21 protein-coding genes are annotated in these 21,465 nt (G+C 64.2%); 8 read left to right on the top strand and 13 right to left on the bottom strand.

Going from position 1 to position 21,465, the window contains the following annotated elements; translation table 11 throughout:
* From M3P36_RS13415 to M3P36_RS13395, 5 genes are all read right to left on the bottom strand, one after another.
* Window positions 1–381 carry a VOC family protein gene (locus tag M3P36_RS13415; protein ID WP_249704202.1) on the bottom strand — a complete coding sequence of 127 codons (381 nt, stop codon included), beginning with the start codon at window positions 379–381 and terminating at the stop codon, window positions 1–3.
* A 7-nt stretch (window positions 382–388) separates the two neighbouring features.
* Complete coding sequence (locus M3P36_RS13410; protein ID WP_249704201.1) at window positions 389–772, bottom strand: VOC family protein; 384 nt, start codon at window positions 770–772, stop codon at window positions 389–391.
* A 180-nt stretch (window positions 773–952) separates the two neighbouring features.
* A complete protein-coding gene (locus M3P36_RS13405) occupies window positions 953–2,065 on the bottom strand; it encodes an S-(hydroxymethyl)glutathione dehydrogenase/class III alcohol dehydrogenase (RefSeq protein WP_249704200.1) in 1,113 nt (370 codons plus the stop codon).
* Window positions 2,066–2,242: 177 nt separating this feature from the next.
* Window positions 2,243–3,553 carry an MFS transporter gene (locus M3P36_RS13400; RefSeq protein ID WP_249704199.1) on the bottom strand — a complete coding sequence of 437 codons (1,311 nt, stop codon included), beginning with the start codon at window positions 3,551–3,553 and terminating at the stop codon, window positions 2,243–2,245.
* A gap of 84 nt (window positions 3,554–3,637) precedes the next feature.
* Window positions 3,638–4,102: a Saro_0803 family transcriptional regulator gene (locus M3P36_RS13395; RefSeq protein WP_249704198.1), complete on the bottom strand. Its 465-nt coding sequence runs from the start codon at window positions 4,100–4,102 to the stop codon at window positions 3,638–3,640.
* 76 nt (window positions 4,103–4,178) lie between these two features.
* Between M3P36_RS13395 and M3P36_RS13390 the strand changes: the two genes are divergently transcribed.
* Window positions 4,179–5,666: a lignostilbene-alpha,beta-dioxygenase gene (locus tag M3P36_RS13390; RefSeq protein ID WP_249704197.1), complete on the top strand. Its 1,488-nt coding sequence runs from the start codon at window positions 4,179–4,181 to the stop codon at window positions 5,664–5,666.
* 26 nt (window positions 5,667–5,692) lie between these two features.
* A complete protein-coding gene (locus M3P36_RS13385; RefSeq protein ID WP_249704196.1) occupies window positions 5,693–6,949 on the top strand; it encodes a serine hydrolase domain-containing protein in 1,257 nt (418 codons plus the stop codon).
* On the opposite strand, the gene M3P36_RS13380 is transcribed toward M3P36_RS13385, so the two are convergent.
* Entirely contained in the window at window positions 6,946–7,212 is a 267-nt protein-coding gene (locus tag M3P36_RS13380; protein ID WP_249704195.1) for a hypothetical protein, read from the bottom strand. The two genes, M3P36_RS13385 and M3P36_RS13380, sit on opposite strands and share 4 nt — an antisense overlap.
* A gap of 92 nt (window positions 7,213–7,304) precedes the next feature.
* On the opposite strand from M3P36_RS13380, the gene M3P36_RS13375 reads away from it, so the two are divergent.
* Both M3P36_RS13375 and M3P36_RS13370 read left to right on the top strand, forming a co-directional pair.
* The gene (locus M3P36_RS13375; protein ID WP_249704194.1) at window positions 7,305–7,766 is read left to right on the top strand and encodes a DUF3237 domain-containing protein; all 462 of its coding nucleotides are present in this window, start codon (window positions 7,305–7,307) and stop codon (window positions 7,764–7,766) included.
* A gap of 82 nt (window positions 7,767–7,848) precedes the next feature.
* A complete protein-coding gene (locus M3P36_RS13370) occupies window positions 7,849–8,424 on the top strand; it encodes a superoxide dismutase family protein (RefSeq protein WP_249704193.1) in 576 nt (191 codons plus the stop codon).
* Window positions 8,425–8,486: 62 nt separating this feature from the next.
* Here M3P36_RS13370 and M3P36_RS13365 read toward each other — a convergent pair whose 3' ends face one another.
* The 7 genes from M3P36_RS13365 to M3P36_RS13335 form a co-directional block, all read right to left on the bottom strand.
* Entirely contained in the window at window positions 8,487–10,349 is a 1,863-nt protein-coding gene (locus M3P36_RS13365) for a DEAD/DEAH box helicase (protein WP_249704192.1), read from the bottom strand.
* Window positions 10,350–10,523: 174 nt separating this feature from the next.
* On the bottom strand, window positions 10,524–12,086 hold the full coding sequence (gene mdlC / locus M3P36_RS13360) for a benzoylformate decarboxylase (RefSeq protein WP_249704191.1): 1,563 nt from the start codon (window positions 12,084–12,086) through the stop codon (window positions 10,524–10,526).
* Between the two features lie 2 nt (window positions 12,087–12,088).
* Entirely contained in the window at window positions 12,089–13,726 is a 1,638-nt protein-coding gene (locus tag M3P36_RS13355) for an MFS transporter (RefSeq protein WP_249704190.1), read from the bottom strand.
* Window positions 13,727–13,763: 37 nt separating this feature from the next.
* On the bottom strand, window positions 13,764–14,621 hold the full coding sequence (locus M3P36_RS13350) for an SDR family oxidoreductase (RefSeq protein WP_249704189.1): 858 nt from the start codon (window positions 14,619–14,621) through the stop codon (window positions 13,764–13,766).
* 42 nt (window positions 14,622–14,663) lie between these two features.
* Window positions 14,664–15,719 (bottom strand): amidohydrolase family protein, encoded by a 1,056-nt coding sequence (locus M3P36_RS13345; protein WP_249704188.1) that lies wholly within the window; start codon window positions 15,717–15,719, stop codon window positions 14,664–14,666.
* A gap of 9 nt (window positions 15,720–15,728) precedes the next feature.
* Window positions 15,729–17,288 carry an FAD-binding oxidoreductase gene (locus M3P36_RS13340; protein ID WP_249704187.1) on the bottom strand — a complete coding sequence of 520 codons (1,560 nt, stop codon included), beginning with the start codon at window positions 17,286–17,288 and terminating at the stop codon, window positions 15,729–15,731.
* Between the two features lie 52 nt (window positions 17,289–17,340).
* Window positions 17,341–18,771 carry an NAD-dependent succinate-semialdehyde dehydrogenase gene (locus M3P36_RS13335; RefSeq protein WP_249704186.1) on the bottom strand — a complete coding sequence of 477 codons (1,431 nt, stop codon included), beginning with the start codon at window positions 18,769–18,771 and terminating at the stop codon, window positions 17,341–17,343.
* Window positions 18,772–19,068: 297 nt separating this feature from the next.
* Between M3P36_RS13335 and M3P36_RS13330 the strand changes: the two genes are divergently transcribed.
* From M3P36_RS13330 to msrB, 4 genes are all read left to right on the top strand, one after another.
* The gene (locus M3P36_RS13330; RefSeq protein WP_249704185.1) at window positions 19,069–19,596 is read left to right on the top strand and encodes a nuclear transport factor 2 family protein; all 528 of its coding nucleotides are present in this window, start codon (window positions 19,069–19,071) and stop codon (window positions 19,594–19,596) included.
* 37 nt (window positions 19,597–19,633) lie between these two features.
* Window positions 19,634–20,032: a hypothetical protein gene (locus tag M3P36_RS13325; protein WP_249704184.1), complete on the top strand. Its 399-nt coding sequence runs from the start codon at window positions 19,634–19,636 to the stop codon at window positions 20,030–20,032.
* 81 nt (window positions 20,033–20,113) lie between these two features.
* On the top strand, window positions 20,114–20,785 hold the full coding sequence (locus M3P36_RS13320) for a glutathione S-transferase family protein (RefSeq protein ID WP_249704183.1): 672 nt from the start codon (window positions 20,114–20,116) through the stop codon (window positions 20,783–20,785).
* A gap of 143 nt (window positions 20,786–20,928) precedes the next feature.
* Window positions 20,929–21,354 (top strand): peptide-methionine (R)-S-oxide reductase MsrB, encoded by a 426-nt coding sequence (msrB, locus tag M3P36_RS13315; protein ID WP_249704182.1) that lies wholly within the window; start codon window positions 20,929–20,931, stop codon window positions 21,352–21,354.
* Window positions 21,355–21,465 lie beyond the last annotated feature (111 nt).

Genomic DNA, 21,465 nt, shown 5'->3' with positions numbered 1-21,465 from the left:
TTACATCCAGTGCAGCGCGCATAGCTTGTGGCCGGTCGGATCGCGCAGGTAGGCGAGGTAGAGCCGGTTGGCCCCGACCTCGCGCACACCCGGCGGGTTCTCGATCGCCGTGCCGCCTGCCGCGACGCCTGCAGCATGCCACGCGTCGCACTGTTCGGGGCTGTCCATGGTGAATCCGATGGTGTTGCCGTTGGCCACGCTGGCCGGCTCGCCATTGATCGGCTTCACCGCGATGAACACGCCGCCGTTATGTGTATAGCGAACGCGGCCACGCGCTTCGTCCAGCACGCCGGGTTCGCCGCCCACGGCGGTAAACACGGCGTCGTAGAATGTCTTGGACGCGGCCAGGTCGTCGGTGCCGACCATGTTGTGGCTATACACCGCAGGATTACTCCTTGGGGCCGGTATTGGCAGTGAAGGCGCAGATCTTGTGGCCATCGGGATCGCGCAGGTAGGCCCCGTACATGTTGCCCGGGCTGTTCTCGCGGAAACCGGGGGCTCCGGCATCGGTGCCGCCGTTGGCGAGACCGGCGGCATGCCAGGCATCGACCTGGGCATAGTCGGCCGCCTTGAAGCCGAAAGTAAAGCCGTTCATGCAGGTCGCCGCTTCGCCATCGGCGGGCTTGGCAACGATGAACGTGCCGCCTTCGCCGGCATAGCCGCTGCCGTGGGGCAGGGGGAAACCGTGGTGGCCCAGCACGCCCATGACAGCGTCATAGAACTTGCGGCTGGCATCGATGTCATTGGTGCCGACGAATACGTGATTGAACATGGCAGGCCCTCTCCTCGTGGCGAAACCGCCGGTGATTCCCGGCAGGGTCGCTGTCTCGCTTCATCACATAGCCGAATTTTTCAGCCTTGTGAAATGTTGATGTGCATCTTTTGCAGGCGCGGCTGCACCCCTGGTACAGCCGTCCCACTACCTCGCCGGCGAAAGCCCGACAGATGGACTTTAGAACACCACGACCGAACGGATCGACTTGCCTGCATGCATCAGGTCGAAGGCGGTGTTGATCTCCTCCAGGCCCATCACGTGGGTGATCATCGGGTCGATCTGGATCTTGCCGGTCATGTACATATCGACGATCTTGGGCACGTCGGTGCGGCCCTTGGCCCCGCCGAACGCCGTGCCGCGCCAGTTGCGTCCGGTGACGAGCTGGAACGGGCGGGTGGCGATTTCCTTGCCCGCTTCGGCCACGCCGATGATGATGCTGGTGCCCCAGCCGCGGTGGCAGGCTTCGAGCGCGGTGCGCATCACTTCGGTGTTGCCGGTGGCGTCGAAGGTATAGTCCGCCCCACCGTCGGTCATTTCGACGATCTTCGCGACGGTCTGCTCGCGGCTCATGCCGCGGGAGTTGAGGAAGTCGGTCATGCCGAACTTGCGGCCCCATTCCTCGCGATCAGGGTTGATGTCCACGCCGATGATCTTGTTGGCACCCGCCATCCGTGCGCCCTGCAGCACGTTGAGGCCGATCCCGCCCAAGCCGAACACCACCACGTTGTCTCCCACCTGGACCTTGGCGGTGTTGGTGACAGCGCCGACGCCCGTGGTCACCCCGCAACCGATGTAGCAGGCCGACTGGAACGGCGCGTCCTCACGGATCTTCGCAACCGCGATTTCCGGCAGCACGGTGAAGTTCGAGAAGGTCGAACAGCCCATGTAGTGGAAGATCGTCTGCCCCTTGTAGGAAAAGCGGCTGGTGCCATCGGGCATCAGGCCCTTGCCCTGCGTGGCGCGGATCGCGGTGCACAGGTTGGTCTTGCCCGACAGGCACGATTTACACTGGCGGCATTCCGGCGTGTAGAGCGGGATCACATGGTCGCCCGGCTTGACCGATGTCACGCCCGGGCCGACTTCACGCACAATCCCGGCACCTTCGTGGCCCAGCACCGAGGGGAACAGTCCTTCGCTGTCGAGCCCGTCCAGCGTATAGGCATCGGTGTGGCAGATGCCGGTGGCCATGATTTCCACCAGCACTTCACCCGCCTTCGGCCCTTCGAGGTCGAGCTCGACGATCTCGAGCGGCTTCTTGGCTTCGAATGCAACGGCGGCGCGGGTCTTCATCGGTCAGTCTCTCAATTGGTTCTGCAGGATAATAATTAGCATCCTATTGGCTTATTGTTCTGCCAATCGCCACCTCTAAATGCCCCCCTGCGGCGCTTCCCGGTCGAGGAAGCGCCGCAGTAGTGCGTTTGCCGAGCGGGGCTTGACCCCCGCAGACGATGATGTGCGAGGCTCCCGTCAGGGGGCCTCGCCAGCAGGAATATTGTCCATGAATTCCTTGTCGCCATCTTTCAGCGGCAGGATGAAGAACAATACCGCCGCAGCGACAGAACCCATTGCCATGATGATCGAAACCGGCAGCAACTGGTCGTTCCCCAAGATGGTGAACAGGAAGCCGGCGATGACCGGCGAACCCGCTGCACCGAAGCGGCCGATCCCCAGCACGAAACCGGTGCCCGTGGCGCGGGCATAGGCCGGGAAGCCGCGGGCATAGGCAGCATAGTAGCCCACGATGGCGGCATTGGTCAGGAAGCCGGTGAAGAAGGTGGCCATGCGCCAGCCCCACAAGCTGTCCTTGGCAATGCCGAAGGCGGCAACTGCAATCGCCGCCAGCAGCAGCATCACGATGGTCGGGCCCTTGATGTCCCATTTCTTCATGAAGAAGCCAAAGATGAACCCGCCGACGGTCCCGCCGACATTGGCCCAGACCAGCACAGTTGCCGCTTCCGACGGATCATAGCCGAAGTCGGCCACGATCTGCGGCGCGAACTTGAGGATGTAATAGAAGGTGAAGGTGTGGAACATATAGCCGAAGCCGAGCAGCAGGGTGACCTTGCGCAAGGCCGGCTTCGACAGGATGTCGGTGATCTTGGGCTGATCTTCCTTGCGGATCGCCGTGGGCAGGGCATCGATGTCCCGCAGGCCCATGAAGCGCAGCGATTTGTTGATTTTTTCCAGCGCGCCTTCACGCCGCGTGGCGACATAATAGGCCGGGGTTTCCGGCACCAGCAGCATGACCAGCGGCACGCAGACCACGGTGATGATGCCGCCGAACACGAACATGGAGCGCCATGTATATTCTTGCAAGAGCTCAGCCGCGACCAGCCCGCCCAGCACTGCGCCAAGAGGGTAGCCGATGACCATCAGCGCCATCGCCAGGCCGCGATCCTTCTTGTTGGAGCATTCTGCCGTCACTGCATTGATCGAGGCGAGCATGCCGCCGATGCCGATGCCGGTGATGAAACGGAACGCCGTGAGGTCCCACACGCCGCCTGCCTGCGAGGCCAGGAACATGCCGATGCCGCCGATAACCAGGCAAATGATGATGGTGGGCTTGCGGCCCATCCTGTCGGCCAGTCCGCCCAGCAAGACCGAGCCGAAGCCCATGCCGACCAGTTCCGCACCGAGCATGATGCCCAGTTCCGAGCGGGGAATCCCCCATTCAGCCGAAATGCCTGGCGCGGCAAATGCGCTCGACAGCACGTCGAACCCGTCATTCGCGTTAAGGAGTACCATGACGGCGACGATGATCCACATTCGGAGCGTCATCGGACTTTCTTCGATCACCCGTTTGGGGTCGTTGTTTGCAGCTATGCTAGCCATTAGGCTGGGTTCCTCTCCCGTTAAGCGCCCTCAATCGTGGATTCGGCTGAGCATTTCCACCAGTTTTTCGATTTCGGCCGGTGTGAAGCGGCTTTTCAGCCAGGTTTCATGGCTTTCGATGCAGGCTTTGGCTTCCTCCAGCGCGCTTTCGCCAAGGGGAGTGAGGAACAGCGATTGCTTGCGCCCGTCGCTGCTCGACCTCTCGCGCCTCAGGTAACCGCGTTCCTGCAGCCGGTTGACGATTGTCATGGTGGTCGCGCGGTCCATGCGCAGCCGCCCGCCCAGCGCAATCTGGGCGATACCCGGATGATCGCCCACCAGCCACAGCACGGAAACCTGCTTCTGCGTCATGTCCAGGCCGGTGAAAGTTTCCGAAAAATGGCGATAGACAGCGCCGTGTGCCAGCCGGATGTGGAACCCGACGATGCCGTCGAGCGCTCCGAGATCCGGGGCGGCCGTGTCATCATTGTCCACGATCAATGCGGGTCGATCCAAGCTGCGCTGTCCTCATGCCGGTATTGCCTATTTGTTAGTAAAGCATACAATTCGGTGCAAGGAGAGGACTCAAGTCATGGCGCAATTCCCCGATACCCCGTCGTTCACCGGCTTCAACACGCCCAGCCGGATCGAGGCGGACATTACCGACCTGCAGCACACCGGCACGATTCCCAAGGAACTCAACGGCGCGTTCTTCCGCGTCCAGCCCGATCCGATCTATCCGCCAATGCTGGGCGACGACATTGCCTTCAATGGCGATGGCAACATCACGCGGTTCCACATCCACGATGGCCAGGTCGATTTCCGACAGCGCTATGTCAAGACGGCCAAGTACAAGGCGGAAAAAGCCGCCGGGCGCGGCCTGTTCGGCAATTACCGCAACCCGCTGACCGACGATCCGTCCACCAAGGGCATGATCCGTTCGACCGCCAACACCAATGCCTGGATCTATGCCGGCAAGCTGTGGGCGATGAAGGAGGATAGCCCCGCCCTGGTGATGGACCCGGTCACGATGGAGACCGAGGATTTCGAAACCTTTGATGGCGCAATGAAGAGCCAGACCTTTACTGCCCACCCCAAGATCGACCCGGTCACCGGCAACATGGTCGCCATTGGCTATGCCGCGAGCGGCATCTGCAGCGATGACGTATCCTACATGGAAGTCGCGCCCGATGGATCGCTGGTGCGCGAGAAGTGGTTCAAGGTGCCGTACTATTGCATGATGCACGATTTCGGTATCACCGAGGATTACCTCGTGCTGCATATCGTGCCCAGCGTGGGTTCGTGGGACCAGCTCGAACAGGGCAAGCCCGCCTTCATGTTCGACACCACCAGGGAGGTCTATCTCGGCATCATCCCGCGCCGCGATGACCTGAAGGACGAGGACATCCGCTGGTTCAAGCGCGACAACTGCTTTGCCAGCCACGTGCTCAACGCCTGGCAGGAAGGCAGCAAGGTCCATTTCGTGGTGCCCGAAGCGAAGAACAACATGTTCCCGTTCTTCCCCGACATCCACGGCGCGCCATTCAACGGTCCCGAAGCGATGAGCAAGCTGACCCGCTGGACGGTGGACATGGCCAGCAATGGTGATGAGTTCGACGAGGTGGTGCAGTTGACCGATACCGCCAGCGAATTCCCGCGCATCGACGACCGCTTCACCGGCGTGAAGAACCGCTATGGCTGGAGCCTTGAGATGGACATGGCCCGGCCTTGCGAACTCAAAGGCGGCAGCGCTGGCGGGTTCCTGATGAACTGCCTGTTCCTGAAAGACCTGGAAACCGGTGCCGAGCAGCACTGGTGGTGCGGCTCGGTGTCCAGCCTGCAGGAGCCGTGCTTCGTTCCGCGAGCCAAGGATGCGCCTGAGGGCGACGGCTGGATCGTGATGGTCTGCAACCGGCTGGAAGACCACCGCAGCGACCTGCTGATCTTCGATGCGCTGGAAATCGAGAAGGGCCCGGTCGCCACGGTCCAGGTGCCGATCCGCCTGCGCTTCGGCCTGCACGGCAATTTTGCCCGGGCAGAAGATATCGGGCTTGATACAAGAGTGGCCGAACCGGCATAACCGGACGGCAAGAGGGGGAGGATCGAATGAAGAAATTGACGGCGGCGCTGGCGGCGCTGGCGCTGGCAGGCTGCGCGGCTTCGGACAAGGCCGCGCAACCAGCTGCGGAGGCGGCGGCATTTGGCGAAGCGGAAACCTTCGGCAGCCTGCCGCCCAGCGCCCCGACAATCGCCATGCGCTGGCAATGGCTCAACCCCGATGTCAATTCCTTCACCTTCCGCAACACCCATCAGGTCTTCGCCTTCCGCACCGTGGCCGCTCCGGCAGAGGCGCGCGCCCTGCCTGAGGGGGCGGCCCTGGCCATGCCCACCGCCATGATCGACGGGGCAGATGGAGACTATGCCGCCTGGGCTGATCGCACCTTCACCAATGCCTTCATGGTGCTGAAGGAGGGCGAGGTGGTGTTCGAGGACTATCGCAACCGGATGACGGCAGACACGCCGCATATCGCCTTCTCGATGACCAAGACCATCACCGCCATGCTGGTGGGCCAGGCGCTGGAGCGCGGCGAGATCGCCCTCGATGATCTTGCCAGCAAATATGTCCCGGTGCTGGCCGAGGGCGCCTATGGCGAGGCGACTGTTCGCAACCTCCTCGAAATGCGCAGCGGCGCGGATATCGAGGAGCGCTATGATTTCGGCACCAACCCCAGCCTGGCAGCGCAGATCCACGAGACCGCGATTGTCCGCAACGAAGCGCGCTTTGCCGATTTTGCAGTCGGCATCGGCCAGCGCAGTGCGCCCGATGCAACTTTCAACTACGCCTCGCTCGATACCGCGGTGATTGGCTGGATTCTGGAGGAAGCGACCGGGCAGCGGCTGGAGGACCTGGTGGAAAGCCGCATCTGGCAACCACTTGGCGCCGAGCATGATGGATACTTCCTGGCCGATGGCCCGGTCGGCACGGGACGGGCACTAAACAGCATGGGGTACAACGCCACCCTGCGTGATTTTGCCCGGCTGGGGCAGCTCATGCTGGACGATGGCATGGTCGGCGAGACCCGCGTGCTGCCCGAAGGCTGGGTGGCACAGATGGCGGCGATGAGGCCCACCGGCGCTCCTGCAGGGGCGGGCTTCCCCGGCTATGGCCTGCAGACCTGGCAGGTGGACACCGAACCGGGCGCCTATGCCGCAGTCGGGCTGGCCGGGCAGTTCATCTATGTCCACCCGTCCACCCGCACGGTGATCGTCAAGCTGAGCTACAACCCGCCGGTCGAGCCCGAATGGCTGAACCCCGAAGTGCTCGGCTACTTTGCGCGGGTCGCCAATTCACCGGCCGACTAGCGGTGGCCCTGCATGGCCCTGATCCCGGCAGGTTCGCCGCCAGTATTGTCGGGCGGGATAAGGTCATGGTCGGCGTAGTGATGGCGGCCATGGACCAGCCCGTCGGCCGCCGTGTCGCCTTCCTCGGTGGCATAGCGATCCCGTTCGAACTGGCTGTCCTCGATTTCGGCCACCATGGCCTGCGACCTGTTGCGCGCGCGGATCAGCCAGACCATCAGGACGAAGGGAGCGGCCAATGCGAGGATGAAAATCACTTCGGCCATAACCAGCACCCCTCGTTCAAGCCCAGAAACACTAATACAGCTTGTTGAACCTGCAATCAGCCCGAGACAAGCACAGAGGAACAGGAGCACCCATGATCAAGCCCGAACTCGAATTCGTCTATGAAGCCAGTGGCGACTTGGAGCCTCCGCGCGAAATCGGCCCGGTGGTCGATGGCACGCGGCGGATCATCCCGATCACTGCCGGTGGCTATGTCAAAGGTCCGCTGATTTCGGGCAAGCTGATGGGCAACAGCGCCGACTGGCAACTGACCCGCCCCGATGGCGTGACCGTAGCCGATGCCATTTATGCCATCGAAACCGACGACGGCGCGCTGATCCAGATCCGCAACAAGGGCCTGCGCCATGGCCCGCCCGAAGTGATGGACCGGCTGCGGCGGGGCGAAGAGGTCGATCCGGCGGAGTACTATTTCCGCACCGTGCCTGAATTCATCGCGCCCACCGGCCCCTATGACTGGATGAACAAGTCGATCTTCATTTGCAGCGGCGCACGCTATGCCAGCTCGATCAAACTGTGGGTCTGGCGGGTGCTCTGATACACATTAAGGCAGTTTGCCATATTTACAGGAACGCCCGGGGGCCTCATCCTTTGTCCTTACTGGATCAAGGAGATTTTCCATGCGCATCACTGTTGCCCCCGCCGCCCTGCTTGCCGCCCTGCCGTTGTTCGCCCTGGCCGCTTGCGGGGGTTCCGAACCGGCTGACGATGCCGGGATGGGTGACGACACGGCCATGATGGAAGCACAGTCAGGCCCGCAGAATGCCATGGCGACCCTGCTGGACGCCGATGGCAACGAAGTCGGCACGGTTACTGCCACCGGTTCTGGCGGCGGCGTGACGATCGACCTCACCGTCATGGGCCTCGAGCCCGGCATGCGCGGTGTCCACATCCACGAGACCGGATCGTGCTCGCCCGACTTCTCCGCAGCAGGCGGCCACTGGAACCCCGCCGGCATGAGCCATGGTCTCGAAAGCGAGGGTGGCCAGCATGCGGGCGACATGCCCAATCTGGAGGTTGGCGCCGATGGCACGGGCACGCTCAGCTATATGCTGTCGATGGAAGCCAGCTTCGAAGGCCTGATGGACGCCGACGGATCGGCCTTCGTCATCCATGCGGGCGAAGACGACCAGACGACCGACCCTTCGGGCAACAGCGGCGATCGCATTGCCTGCGGCGTGTTCGAAGCAGCCTGATCTAAATCAAGAGAGACTTACAGTGCGGCCGGGCCCCTCGGGGTCCGGCCGCATTGCTTTGCCTAGCCGCGCGGCTTGCCAGGGAAGGGTTTGCGCGGCTTGTTGCTGAACGGCGAACTGGCACCCGATGGCTTGCCCGAAAATGGCTTGCCGCCGCCGCCCGGACCCTTGCGATGGGGCTTGCCCGGGCCTGACCGGGTGCTGGAGAAACCGCCGCCACCGGGCTTGCCGGTGGGGCGCGGTTCGACCCGCGGGGCGTTGTTGGGGCGGTCCTTGTAAACCCGGCGCGGGCCACGGCTCATTTCCTGCGGCCCATTGGCGCTGCGTTCGATGCCGAGCGAATCCTCGCCAGCCTCCAGCTCCATTTCGCCCGTGCGGCGGACCGCATCGGCAAACTTGTCGGCGATGGCGCGCGGGATCTGCACGAAGCTCTCGCCCGGAGCGATGCGGATCGCGCCGATCTCGTTCTTCGATACGTGCCCTCGGCGGCACAGCACCGGCAGGATCCACTTGGGATCAGCGCCATTGCTGCGGCCGATGTCGAGCTTGAACCACACAGTATCCTCGAAGCCCGGGCGGTGCCGGTCGGCCTGGGCCGCGCCGCGTGCTTCGGGGGTGTTGGCGACCAGTTCCTCAGGCTGCGGCATCTTGGCGCGGTGGGCCTGGACCAGCAAAATGGCCACTTCCTCCGGTGTGCGCTGGGCGAGCAGTTGGGTTGCCAGTTCGCGATCTTCCTCTTCGGCCTCGACCGGTTCGAGCAGCTTTTCCAGCAGGCGCGCATGGTCCTGCCGGCGGATCATCTGCGCGGTCGGCGCCTCGATCCACTCGGCCTCGATCTTGGCGCCGCGCAGCATCTGTTCGATGCGCTTGCGGCGCGGATAGGGGACGATCAGCACGGCCGTGCCCTTCTTGCCCGCGCGGCCGGTGCGGCCCGAACGGTGCTGCAGGGCTTCGGCATCGCGCGGAATCTCCACATGGACCACCAGCGAAACGCCGGGCAGGTCGATGCCGCGCGCGGCCACGTCGGTCGCCACGCAGACACGGGCGCGGCGATCGCGCAGGGCCTGCATGGCGGTGTTGCGCTCGCTCTGCGAGTGCTCGCCCGAGAGGGCTACCACGGCAAAGCCGCGTTCCTGCAGAGTGGCGTGCAAGTGGCGCACCTTCTCGCGCGTCGCGCAGAACAGGATGGCGGTTTCCGCTTCGTGGAAGCGCAGCAGATTGACCACCGCGTTTTCGATTTCCGGCGGGCTGACGGTGATGGCCTGGTAGGCGATGTCACCGTGGCCGCGCTCGTCACCCACGGTCGAGATGCGCAGGGCATTTTGCTGGTAGCGGCTGGCGAGGTTGACGATCTGGCGCGGCAGGGTGGCGGAGAACAGCAGCGTGCGGCGGCCTTCCGGCGTGCCGTCGAGGATTTCCTCAAGCTCGTCCCGGAAGCCCATGTCGAGCATTTCGTCGGCTTCATCGAGCACGGCGGTCTTGAGTCCGGTGAGGTTCAGTGCGCCGCGTTCGAGGTGATCGCGCAGGCGGCCGGGCGTGCCGACCACGATCTGTGCGCCGCCCGCCAGGTTGCGCCGTTCCTTGCTGGCATCCATCCCGCCGACGCAGGTGGCGATCTGCGCGCCGGCGCCGCGATAGAGCCAGGCCAGTTCGCGCGCGACCTGCAGGGCCAATTCGCGGGTAGGGGCGATGACCAGTGCCAGCGGACCCGAATTGCGCGGCACCTGGCCGTTCTCGTCGAGCATGTCCTCGGCCATAGCGAGGCCGAAGGCGACGGTCTTGCCCGATCCGGTCTGGGCGGAAACCAGGAGGTCGCGGCCCTTTGCCTCGTCCTCGACCACGGAGGACTGGACGGCGGTAAGTTCGGTATAGCCGCGCTCGGTAAGGGCGGCGGAAAGAAGCGGCGGGAGATTGGGAAAGGACATGTAGGATAACGGCTTTCGGGTGGCGCCGCCAAGGTATTCGGCCGAGCGCAGGGGGTTCGGTCAAGCCGAATCCACCCCACGCGGAACCAGCCAGATGGCCGCGCCCCTACACGCATTATTCGCGTTTGGCTTTACCTGTCTCGCCTGAAACCAAAAATGGCTCGGCGCGGAAGGTCAGGCGATGCGGATATCGAGCAGGCTTGGCCCTTCTTGCGCGAAGCTCCATTCGAGCGCGCCGTCCAGCTCGTCCACGCTAGCCACCACTCGCGACGGCACCCCCTGGGCATCGGCCAGCTTGGCGAAATCGAGGCCGGTGAGGTCACAGCCCGGCACGTGGTTCATGCCGAATTCCGATGAAAAGCCCGTCAGTGCGGCATAGGCGGCATTGTTCATGATGCAGAAGCTGACGTTCGCCTGCTCCTGCATGGCAGTGAACAACCCCTGGATAGTGTACATCGCAGCGCCATCGCCAAGGATCGCGATCACCTTGTCCGATTGGCCGAGAGCCACACCGATCGCGCCTGGTAGCGAATAGCCCAGGCCACCGCTGGCGCAGGAATAGAACCCGCCCTCGCGCCGGATCGGCAGGGTGACGTGCACCGGGTGACGCGCTGTCGGGGATTCCTCCACGATGACGGCATCTTCCGGGCGCAGTTGCGACAGGCGCTTGAGCACATAGGCGGCCTTCATTTCAGGGGCCGGGTCGATGAACTGGTGGGTCTTGCCGGTGAACTTGCGGGCGGGCAGCCGCTCTGCCAACTGTTCCAGTCCGGCCCTGATATCGCCCAGAACGCCGCCACCGCCGGGCAGGTTCGACAGGTGCTGAGGATCGTCGGTCAGGGCCATCAGGCTGGCATGTGCAGGCCAGTGCGGGCCGCTGCCTTCGACGTGATAGGTGAACACCGGAGCGCCGACGACGAGGATCGCGTCGTGCGGGTCCAGCGCATCGCGGATCTGGTCACGCCAGGCGTTGATGAACCCGGCGAACTGCGGGTGATCTTCGGGGAAGGTCTCTCGCGCGGCATAGGGCGCTGCCCAGACAGAAAGGCCCGCCTTCTCGGCCAGCGCCACGGCGGCATCCCACGCGCCCGCATTTGCCGCGGCCGTGCCGATCACCAGCGCGGGGTTGTCGGCCCCGGCCAGCATGGAGGCGATGGCGTCGATCCCGGCGGGGTCAGGGAAGGTACGTAGCGAAAGGCTGGGCAGGGCGGGCATGTCGCATTCCCGCTCCCAGTCATCGACTGGGATCGACACGAAGACCGGACCCATTGGCGGGGTGAGAGCTATGGCGAAAGCGCGGGCCAGCGCCAGCGGCACGTCTTCCGCCCGCGCCGGTTCGATGGCGAACTTGACGTAAGGCCGGGGGAATTCGGTCGGCCGTTCCGCGCCCAGGAACGGGTCATGGGGCAGGATCGAGCGCGCCTGCTGGCCCGCCGTCACCACCACCGGCGCGTTGTTCTTCCACGCGGTGAACAGGTTGCCCAGGCTGTGGCCGGTACCGGCCGAGCTATGCAGGTTGACCAGCGCCGCACGACCGGTGGAGCGGGCATAGCCATCGGCCATGCCCATCACCACGGCCTCGTTCAGCCCCATCACATAGGGGAACGGCATGGCCTTCAGCATCGGCAGTTCGGTGCTGCCCGGATTACCGAACAGCCGGTCCACTCCATAGTGGGCAAAGACCGCATAGGCGGCCTCGCGGACATTGCAGCGCCCGGCCGTCATGGTCGTCGTCATGATCAGACATCCTCTCCGGCGGACCGCGCCCGCTCGCGCACCGAAGCCTCGTCGCGGTTCACCCGGAACAGCACGATCAGCAGGCACACCACGGTGGCCGGCACGATCCAGTTGACCGAGATGATCGCCTGGCCCAGATCGCCGCCGTTCCGGTCGGAGATGATGCCGACAAGATAGGGGCCGGTGCCCAAGCCCAGCAGGGTGGAGACGATGATATAGGTGGACGAGGTGATCCCCCGCATGCGCGGCAGCACCAGATCGTACAGCAGCGAGTAGAGCGGCGGCAGCCACAGGGTGAGGATGATCGAATAGACGCTGAAGCGGATGTAGAAATCCATCACCGTGTCGGCGCTATAGGCCCAGATGCCGAACACCGGCGAGATGCCCAGCGATGCCAGCGTCAGCCAGACCCGTCCGCGCGCGCCCAGCTTCCTCGTCAGGAAATCGGACAGCGGCCCGGCAACCATCGGCCCGGCAATGCCAAGAGCCGTGGCCAGCAGGCCGAACTGGATAGCGGTCTGGGTCAACGACAGGTCGAACTCGCGCACGAGGAAAGACGGGGTAAAGCCCATCACGCCATAGTTGATCGCTGTCTGGAAGCCGCCCACCATCATCAGGAGCACCAGCGAGGGCGACCAGATGACCTTGTAGGTCGGCATGTCGGTCAGCTTCAATGACTGGAACAGGTTGAGGATCACGAAAGCGCCGAATCCCGCCACGAACCACTGCAGGACGTGGGGGTTAAGCTCGGTCCCCAGGACCGCCAGGTTGGGCCGGGGGGAAAAGTCCATCGCCAGCAGCGTCATGGTGACGCAGACCGCCACGATCAATGCGAAGCCGACCAGGTTGATGGTCCATTGCCGCGCGCCCGCCTTGCGGTGCCACAGCATGAACCAGTTGGCGCCCGGCGTGACCGCGCCCAGCACGGCAGCGCTGGCCTTGAACGGATGGGGATCGGGCTTGGTCCTGATCCCGTCCATCTGGCCGCGGGTCGGCTCCTTCATGCGGTAGATCAGCCAAGCCAGCGGCAGGCCGGGCGCAGCGGCGACGAGAAAGGCCACCTGCCAGCCGTAGAATCCGCCAGGAGCGCCGGTTGCCGCATAACGCAGGTCCCACCATTCGGCCACAACGCCGCCTAGCACGATCGACAGGCCAAGGCCGATCGCCACGGCAATGCCGAGCGCGGCCATGGCCGTGCCGCGCTTCTCGCGTGGGAACTCGTCGAAGATGATCGAATTGGCCGCCGGTTGCGTGGCACCTTCGCCGATGCCCACGCCAAGCCGCGAGATCGCCAGCAGCAGGAAGCCGTTGGCAAAGGCGGCAAGACCGGTGGAGACTGACCAGAAGGCGAGGCAAATGCCCAGCAGCTTCGTGCGGATCCAGCCATCGACCAGCCGCCCGAGCGGGAGCGAGAACAGCGCATAGAACAGGGCGAACAGTGTTCCGTAAAGCAGGCCGATCTCGGCATCGCCGATCCCCAGATCGCGGCTGATGCTGGGGGCCAAGATCGCCAGGATCTGCCGGTCGAGCAGGCTCATCGCCTGTGCGGCCGAGACGAGCATCAGCGCATACCAGCCGGCGCGGCTGACCTTGGTGCGTGGTTTCAGCGGATCATTCTCTTCCGCAGGTATCGTGGCCATCTCCGAACTCTCTCCCGTTCACGCCTGTCGCTTGGACCTATTGGCCCAACGCTTTGGCGATCGATATTGCGATGGGCGTGGTTGCCCGTCCTGTCAGGCCGCTTAATGTGCGGCTGTCGTTTTCGAGTGCGCCAAGCGAAGTGGCATGGGCCGAGTTGGCGACCACGGCGGCCACATAGGGCGGCAGGCCGACGGCCTCCAGCGACGCGGCATATTCCGCCTCGCCCATGTCGACGTACTGGATATCCTTGCCCGTCTGGCGGCCCAGTTCCTCGGCAAAATCGGCCATGGTCCAGCTGTCGTCACCCGCCAGGTCATAGGTTTTGCCGCCCGTGCCCTCGACCAGCAGCGCGGCCAGCCCTGCGGCATAGTCGGCGCGGGAAGCGGAGGATACGCGGCCCGCGCCTTGTGCCCCGGTAATGACGCCCATCTCAACCTGCACCGGCAGCGATCCCATGTAGTTTTCCGAATACCAGCCGAGCCGCGCCACATCGTGCGTGATGCCGCTAGCGGCCAGCATGTCCTCGGTCGCCTTGTGTTCGGCGCCCAGTTTGATCGGCGTGGTGTCGGCCTTGAGGATCGAGGTGTAGAGCATGTAGGAAACGCCCGCCGCCTTTGCCGCATCGATCACCGCGCCGTGCTGGCGCGGACGTTCGCCCAGCGCAGAACCCGAAATCAGCAGCAGCCTGTCCACCCCGGCAAGTTGCGCCGCCAGGGTATCGGGCTGGTCATAGTCCATCGCCCGGACATCAACCCCGCGCGCCGCGTAATCCGCCAGCTTGGCCACATCGCGCCCGAAGGCCACCACGCTTCCCGCGTCCACCCTGTCCAGCAGTTCGCCAAGCACCAGTCTGCCCAGCTGCCCGCTCGCGCCGGCCACGCCATAGGTCGTCATTTCGGCTCTCTCCTCCGCGTGCGTGCAGACTTGCGCGATTCGTTACAGTTTGAACAGCGTTTCCGCATTGGCCTGGAAGAACTTGCGCTTCTGCGCCTCGCCCATGTCCATGGTGTCGAGCAGCCGCACTTCGTCGGGCACGTACTGGTAGGGGTAATCCATCGCGTACATCACCCGGTCCTCGCCCATCACTTCCATCATCAGGCGGATCGAAGCGGGGCTGGGCAGTCCACTGGTCGTGCCCCAGACATTGTGCCGCAGATAGTGATGCAGCGAATGCTGCAGCGGCTTCAGCCGGTCATAGCGCTGCGAGCGGACCCCGGCATTGAACATGTAGTTTGTCCGGTCGATCCAGAACGGCAGGCCTTCCGCGCCGTGGCCCAGCACCAGTTGCAGCGACGGGTAGCGGTCGAACACGCCCGTCGTCAGCAGGCGCAGCGCGTGATAGCTGGTCTCCACCGCGAACCCGTAAACCGCGCCATCCAGCCCGGCATTGGCCATGTCGCCGATCATGTCATCGGGCAGGCCCTGCGGGTGGATATAGAGCGGCAGGTCGAGATCGGCGCAGGCGCGCAGGATCGGGTCGAACTGCGCCTCGTCCAGGTAATGGCCGTGGGTGTGGCTGTTGACCTGCACCCCGTGGAAGCCCAGCTCCTCCTTGCCGCGCCGCAGTTCCTCGGCCGACCATTCAGGGTCGAGCGGGGCAATGGCGATCATGCCGTGGAACCTGTCAGGGTAACGCTCGCAGGCGTCCTTCAGGTGATCGTTGGCATTGCGGGCGATGCGGCGGGCTTCCTCGGGATCGTGCATCGACTGGGTGCCGGGGCTGGTGAGCGCGAGCACCGCCTTGTCGATCCCCGCCTCGTCCATCGCCGCGATACGCAGCGGGCCAAGGTCGAGCAGGCGCTCGCGGATGAAGGTGGTGCGCTCGCTGGCGCTGGTGCCGTAAAAGCCCCACAGCGAAACAGTGCCCTTGTCGGCGCGGCCTTCCTTGACCAGCCGCATGATGGCATCGAGCTGCTCCGCCGTGGCGAAGGCTTCTTCGGTGGCGATGCGCAGGTAACCGCGGTCACCGCCGGTTTTCAGTTCATGGGTCACGTGTCGTCCTCAGTTGCGATAGGAAGCGGGCCAGATGCCCTGCTTGCCGGGGGAAAGGATACCGGCGGGATCAAGGCAGTCCTTGATCTTCTCGGCCAGGCGGCGTTGGGCATTGTCGTTGAAATCGTACAGCGCGGCAACTTCATCCATGAAATCGACATGGCTGCGGTATTCGCCGTAACCAAGCCTGGCGGCCGGTTCGAGCATGGCCTTGGTCGCGGCATAGGCGCTTCGGGTCTGTTCCTCGTTGCTGGTGTCGAACACGATCAGCGCCACGTGGATCATGGAGCGCCTGCCCACGATGATGGCGCTGGAATAGTCGAGATCGCGCTCCCGCAGGACTTTCGCGCACAGGTCGCGGATGGCCGTGCCATCCTTGCCCGCAATCGGCATGGCGCAGGAAAAGCCGATGTGGCCGCCATCCTCGCCGCCGTACCAGCGGGTCATGCGGTCGAGCGCCATGGAGGGGATGCCGGCCTGCACATTATGGTGCGGGTTGTCGAAGGCAGGCAGGTTGTGTCCGTCGAACTCCTCGAACACCACCGAAGCGCCAGGAATCGTGGCAAAGGCGGCTTCGATCTTGGCGCGGTTGTGGGCCACGACCGGCGCATCGCCCTGGACAGCAAAGCGCATCACCCAGCGGCCGAAGCCGGGCGTGGCGGCTATCTTGTCGATCACCTCGTCGGGGATGGCATCGCTGCCGGTATACCAGTCCTCGCGCCCCCAGAAGGCGGATGCGGCGCAGACCGCGTTGATGATCATCGGCTGGTTCGAAATCGTCCCGTCGATCATCAGCGGGCGCAGCACTTCGAGGAAAGTGCCGAAATGCTCCTCGTTATCGAGCATGAACCAGCCGGGCGCATAGACTTCGGGCGCATGCATCAGGGCTACGCCCATCTTGGTCACCACGCCAAAGTTCGACTGGGTGAAAATCCCGTCCCAGCTTGGTCCGGCACTGTGCGGATAGACCAGCCAGTTGTGCGGATTGGACATGCCGCCCATGCCGGTGCGGACAATGTCACCGTTGGCCAGCACCACTTCCATGCCGCAGTGATGGCCGAAATGGTCGCCGATGGGCGTGTAGCCCACGCCGTGTTCCAGCGCGTTGCCGATGATCGAGCCGCCGGCAAGGTCGGGTACGCTCATCCACAGCTTCGATCCGGTGGCCTTGAGATGTTCGTAGAGGTCGAAGAAGCGGACGCCTGGTTCGACCAGCGCCATGCAGTTGTCCTCGTCCACTTCGAGCACGCGGTTCATCCGGCGCAGGCTCATGGCAAAGCTGCCCGACACGCGCGGCGCGCCGCCGCCATAGCCCTTGTTGCGGCCCTGGCTGCTGGTCCAGACCGGCGTGCCATGTTCGGTGGCGATCCGCAGGACCGCCTGCACCTCCTCCACGCTGCCCGGCATCAGCACCGCGCCGGGGCGATACCATTCTCCGGGCGGGGCGAAGGGATCGCCATGGTCGGCCATCCGCTCCTCGTCGAGGATCACGTGCTCGCTGCCCAGGGCGGCCTGCATCGCGGCAATTGCGGCATCGAGACTGCCTGCTGGCAATGTGTGCTGGTCCATCGATCCTCTCCCTTGCGATCCCGGAGGCTGTTGCCCCTCTTGTCCTTTGCGTTCAGCCTTCGTGAACGGCTTTCAGCACCATGCAGGCCTTGACACCTTCCGGCCCGTCTTCGCTGCCGTGGCCGGACCATTTCACCCCGCCGAACGGCGCATCGGCCCCGCCGATCATGTGGCTGTTGATGCCGACCATGCCAGCTTCCAGCTGCGCCGCGAGCCGCCGCTGGCGCTGGACATCATTGGTCCAGGCATAGGCGGCCAGGCCATAGGGCAGGCGGTTGGCCTCGGCGATCATGGCGTCTTCGGCCTTGAACGGGTTGATGATGGCGACCGGGCCGAACGGTTCTTCGTGCATGATCTCGGCATCCAGCGGCACTTCGGACAGGACCGAAGGTGCATAGAAGTAGCCCTGGTTGCCTACGCGCTCGCCGCCAGTGCCGAGCTTGGCGCCCTTGGCCACGGCATCGCCGATCAGGCGGTCCATCGCTTCGGGACGGCGCGGGTTGGCCATCGGGCCCATGGTGGTGCCTTCATCGAGACCATTACCGACAACGACCTTCTTGGCCCCTTCGATGAAACCGTCGCGGAAGCGCTCGAAAATGCTCTCCTCCACGATGAAGCGGGTGGGGGAAACGCAGACCTGACCGGCGTTGCGGTACTTGCCACCCACGGCCGTGGCCAAAGCCTTGTCGAAATCGGCATCGGCGAAGACCAGCACCGGACCGTGGCCGCCCAGTTCCATCGTGGTGCGGATCATGTTGTCCGCCGCCAGCTTCGCCAGATGCTTGCCGACCACGGTGGAGCCGGTGAACGACAGCTTGCGGATGATCGGGCTGGCGAGCAAGTGGCGGCTCACTTCATCGGGCACGCCGAACACGGCCTGGGCCACGCTTGGCGGCAGGCCCGCATCGAGCAGGCATTGCAGCACGCCGAGCGCAGAGGCCGGAGTCTCCTCGGCACACTTCAGGATCACCGAACAGCCCGCCGCAATCGGCGCGCCCAGCTTGCGGCCGGGATTGCCAAGCGGGAAGTTCCACGGAGCGAAAGCCGCAACGGGGCCAACCGGCTCCCACCGCACGGTGGAGCGCATACCTTCGGGCCGCACCAGTTCGCGGCCATAGAGGCGGCTGCATTCACCGGCGTAGAAGTTGAACAGGCCGACGTTCATCATCACTTCGATGCGTGCTTCGGCAAAGGGCTTGCCCTGTTCCATCGTCGCAATGCGGGCCATGTCGTCGGCCCGTTCGAGCATCAGCCGCGCCGCGCCGGTCAGCACGTGGGCGCGTTCCTGCGGGGTGCTTTTGCGCCACAGGGCAAAGCCTTCCTCTGCCACTTCCAGTGCGCGGTCGAGATCGGCGGCATCGGCCAGCGGGAGCTTGCCGATCACTTCACCGGTGGCCGGGTTGACCACGTCGGAAGTACGGCGGCTGCCGGCCGGGACCTGCTCGCCGTTGATGATCATGTGGAGTCTTGGGTATTGGGTCATCAGATAATCTCCGTGCGCCCCGAACTTGTCGGAAGGCGGGGTGCGGTGCAAGGTCCGTGCGGCGGCAAAGTCACCACGAAAGGGAGGACGGGAATAGGGAAAGCAGGCGGCGCGCTCTCGCGGAAAGCCTGGTTCCAGGCATGGCAACAGGCTCTGTGGCCATATACGAGTCTCTCTCCCAATTCGTATGTGTTGCTTACGATTGATAGGGACGGCGGACGAAGTCAACGGCCTTGCGACATTCCGCCGCTTCGCGATAATGGCGCCAAACCCGGGAACAGAGGAGCAGGAACGGACATGGCCAAATATGACGACAACTACGGCAGGGACAGGGCCGAGATCGAGGATCTGATGGCGCGCTACCTGATGGCCATGGATTACAACGATTTCGATACCTACGCCGATACCTTCACCGAGGACGGCACGCTGGATTATGCCACCGGCACGGTCACCGGCCGCGAAAACATCCGGGCCGAAAGCAAGGCGTTCAAGGAACGGGTCGGCAAGATGTTCACCGACATCGACGGCCAGCCTGCGCTGCTGCGCCATGTCTTGTGCCATTCGGTCATCCGGGTGGAGGGCGACCTTGCCTGGCACACCGGTTTCTGGTTCGAATTCGACAACGGCGGCGAACGCAACAAAGCCGGGCGCAAGACCATCCTGATGGGCACCTATGGCATCTACGAGGACCAGCTGAAGCGCGTGGATGGCGAGTGGAAGTTCTTCTATCGCAACATCCGCAACGAATTCCTCCCCGGGCGCGACAGCGGCACGGTGAACCCGGTACTGGCAATGGATGCCCTGGCGGAAAAATCCTCAGGGTGAAGCCTGTGTTCAGCTGCTGGCTGGCAGGGGCGGCAGGATGAACCGCCTGCTGCTCCCGCTCGCCGCCCTGGGCATGGTATCGGGCCTGACTGTGCCCGCTGCGGCGCAGGACCGTTCGCGGGATCCTGCTCCTGGGGCTGCCCTGCCGTCGCTCGATCTCGACCAGCGGATGCTGCTGCGCTGTTCGGCCACTTTTGCCCTGGTTGCTTTCCGCCAGGAAGCGGGCGTGGACTGGGCCCTGGCCCTGCCGCCCATGGGCGAACGGGGCCGCGAATTCTTTGTTCGCGCCAGTGCGCTGGTGATGGATGAAACCGGCATCGGGCCGGACGTGCTCGACCGCCTGCTCTCGGCCGAGGCGGAATCGCTTGTTGCCGCCAACCAGATCGAGGCGATCATGCCGCTATGCATGGGCCTGCTCGAACAGGCGGGCCTCTAGCAGCCGCCGGGCGGATTAGTCACAAGTCCGTCGCAATCGTTATTGTGGGAACCGATGGCATGGGGCAAAGACTTGGGTTCCATGTGGAAGCTCCATCACTTCGCCCTCTGTCCCTTTTCCCGCAAGACGCGCCTCGCCCTCAGCGAGAAGGGCGTGGCCTATGATCTTGAGCGGGTCTATCCATGGGATGCGACCGACGAATTCTATCGCAAGAATCCCGCCGCCCGCGTGCCCGTGCTGGAAGACGAGGCGAAGCGGCTGGTGCTGGTCGATAGCCAGGCGATCTGCGAGTATTTCGAGGAGACCGAGGATCGCACCCCGCTGATCCTGGGCAACGCTTTGCAGCGTGCGGAAATCCGGCGGCTGGTGGCCTTGTTCGACGAGAACTTCTTTGCCGATGTGACCCACCCCCTGCTCCACGAGAAGATGAAGAAGCGGCTGGTGCTGCGCGCCACGCCGGATTCCGGCGCATTGCGCAACGCCATGAAGCTGGCGCACGAGCACCTGGAATATATCGACTGGCTGGTCGGTAACCGCCGCTGGCTGGCAGGTGCGCAAATGAGCCTGGCCGATTTCGCCGCTGCCGCGCAGATCTCCGTCGCCGACTATCTCGGCGGGATCGACTGGGCCGGGCACGAAGAGGCGCACGGCTGGTACCGGGTGATGAAAAGCCGCCCCAGCTTCCGCCCGCTGCTGCAGGAAAAGATGGAAGGCATCCCGCCGCCCAGGCACTACGCGGATGTGAATAGCTAGATATTCGCTCGCAGAGTCGCGGAAGTCGCAGAGACGTCGCTGCATAGCCGAAGGCTTGATATCTTCCCGGCGCCTCTGCGCCTCTGCGAGCGCCTTCACTTCTGTGAGCGCCGCCCCATATTGGATTGCAAAGGAGCAAACCGATGCCGGAGAAGATGAACCTGCCCGAAGATGAATGGCGCGAGCGTCTGTCGCCCGAACAATACCGCATTCTGCGCCAGGGCGGCACAGAGCGGGCCTTCACCGGCAAGTACGAGAAGAACAAGCAGGCGGGCATCTACAAATGCGCCGGGTGCGGGTTGCCGCTGTTCGCCAGCGACACGAAGTATGACAGCGGTTCGGGCTGGCCCAGCTTCACCGCGCCTGCCGCCGGTGAGGCGGTCGCTGAGCATCGCGATGTGAGCCACGGCATGGTCCGCACCGAGATTACCTGTGCGCGCTGCGCCGGGCACCTGGGCCACGTGTTTCCGGATGGCCCCGGGCCCGAAGGCCTGCGCTATTGCATCAATTCGGCCAGCCTCGATTTCCTGCCCGAAGATGCGGCAAGCGACAGGGCGGAGGATAACTAGGCCGAACGCCAGCTGCCGCGTGTTCATTCCATGTTAGGTTTGATCTATGCATGGCAACGCGGGATTGATGCTGCGCACATGACCGCGCGGCAATAAGGGTGACCGGAAGCC

The organism is Altererythrobacter sp. KTW20L (genome assembly GCF_023501975.1).
Classification (GTDB): domain Bacteria; phylum Pseudomonadota; class Alphaproteobacteria; order Sphingomonadales; family Sphingomonadaceae; genus Alteraurantiacibacter.
The sequence above is the reverse complement of the archived record's forward strand: the minus strand, read 5'-3'. Positions and strand labels throughout refer to the sequence as shown.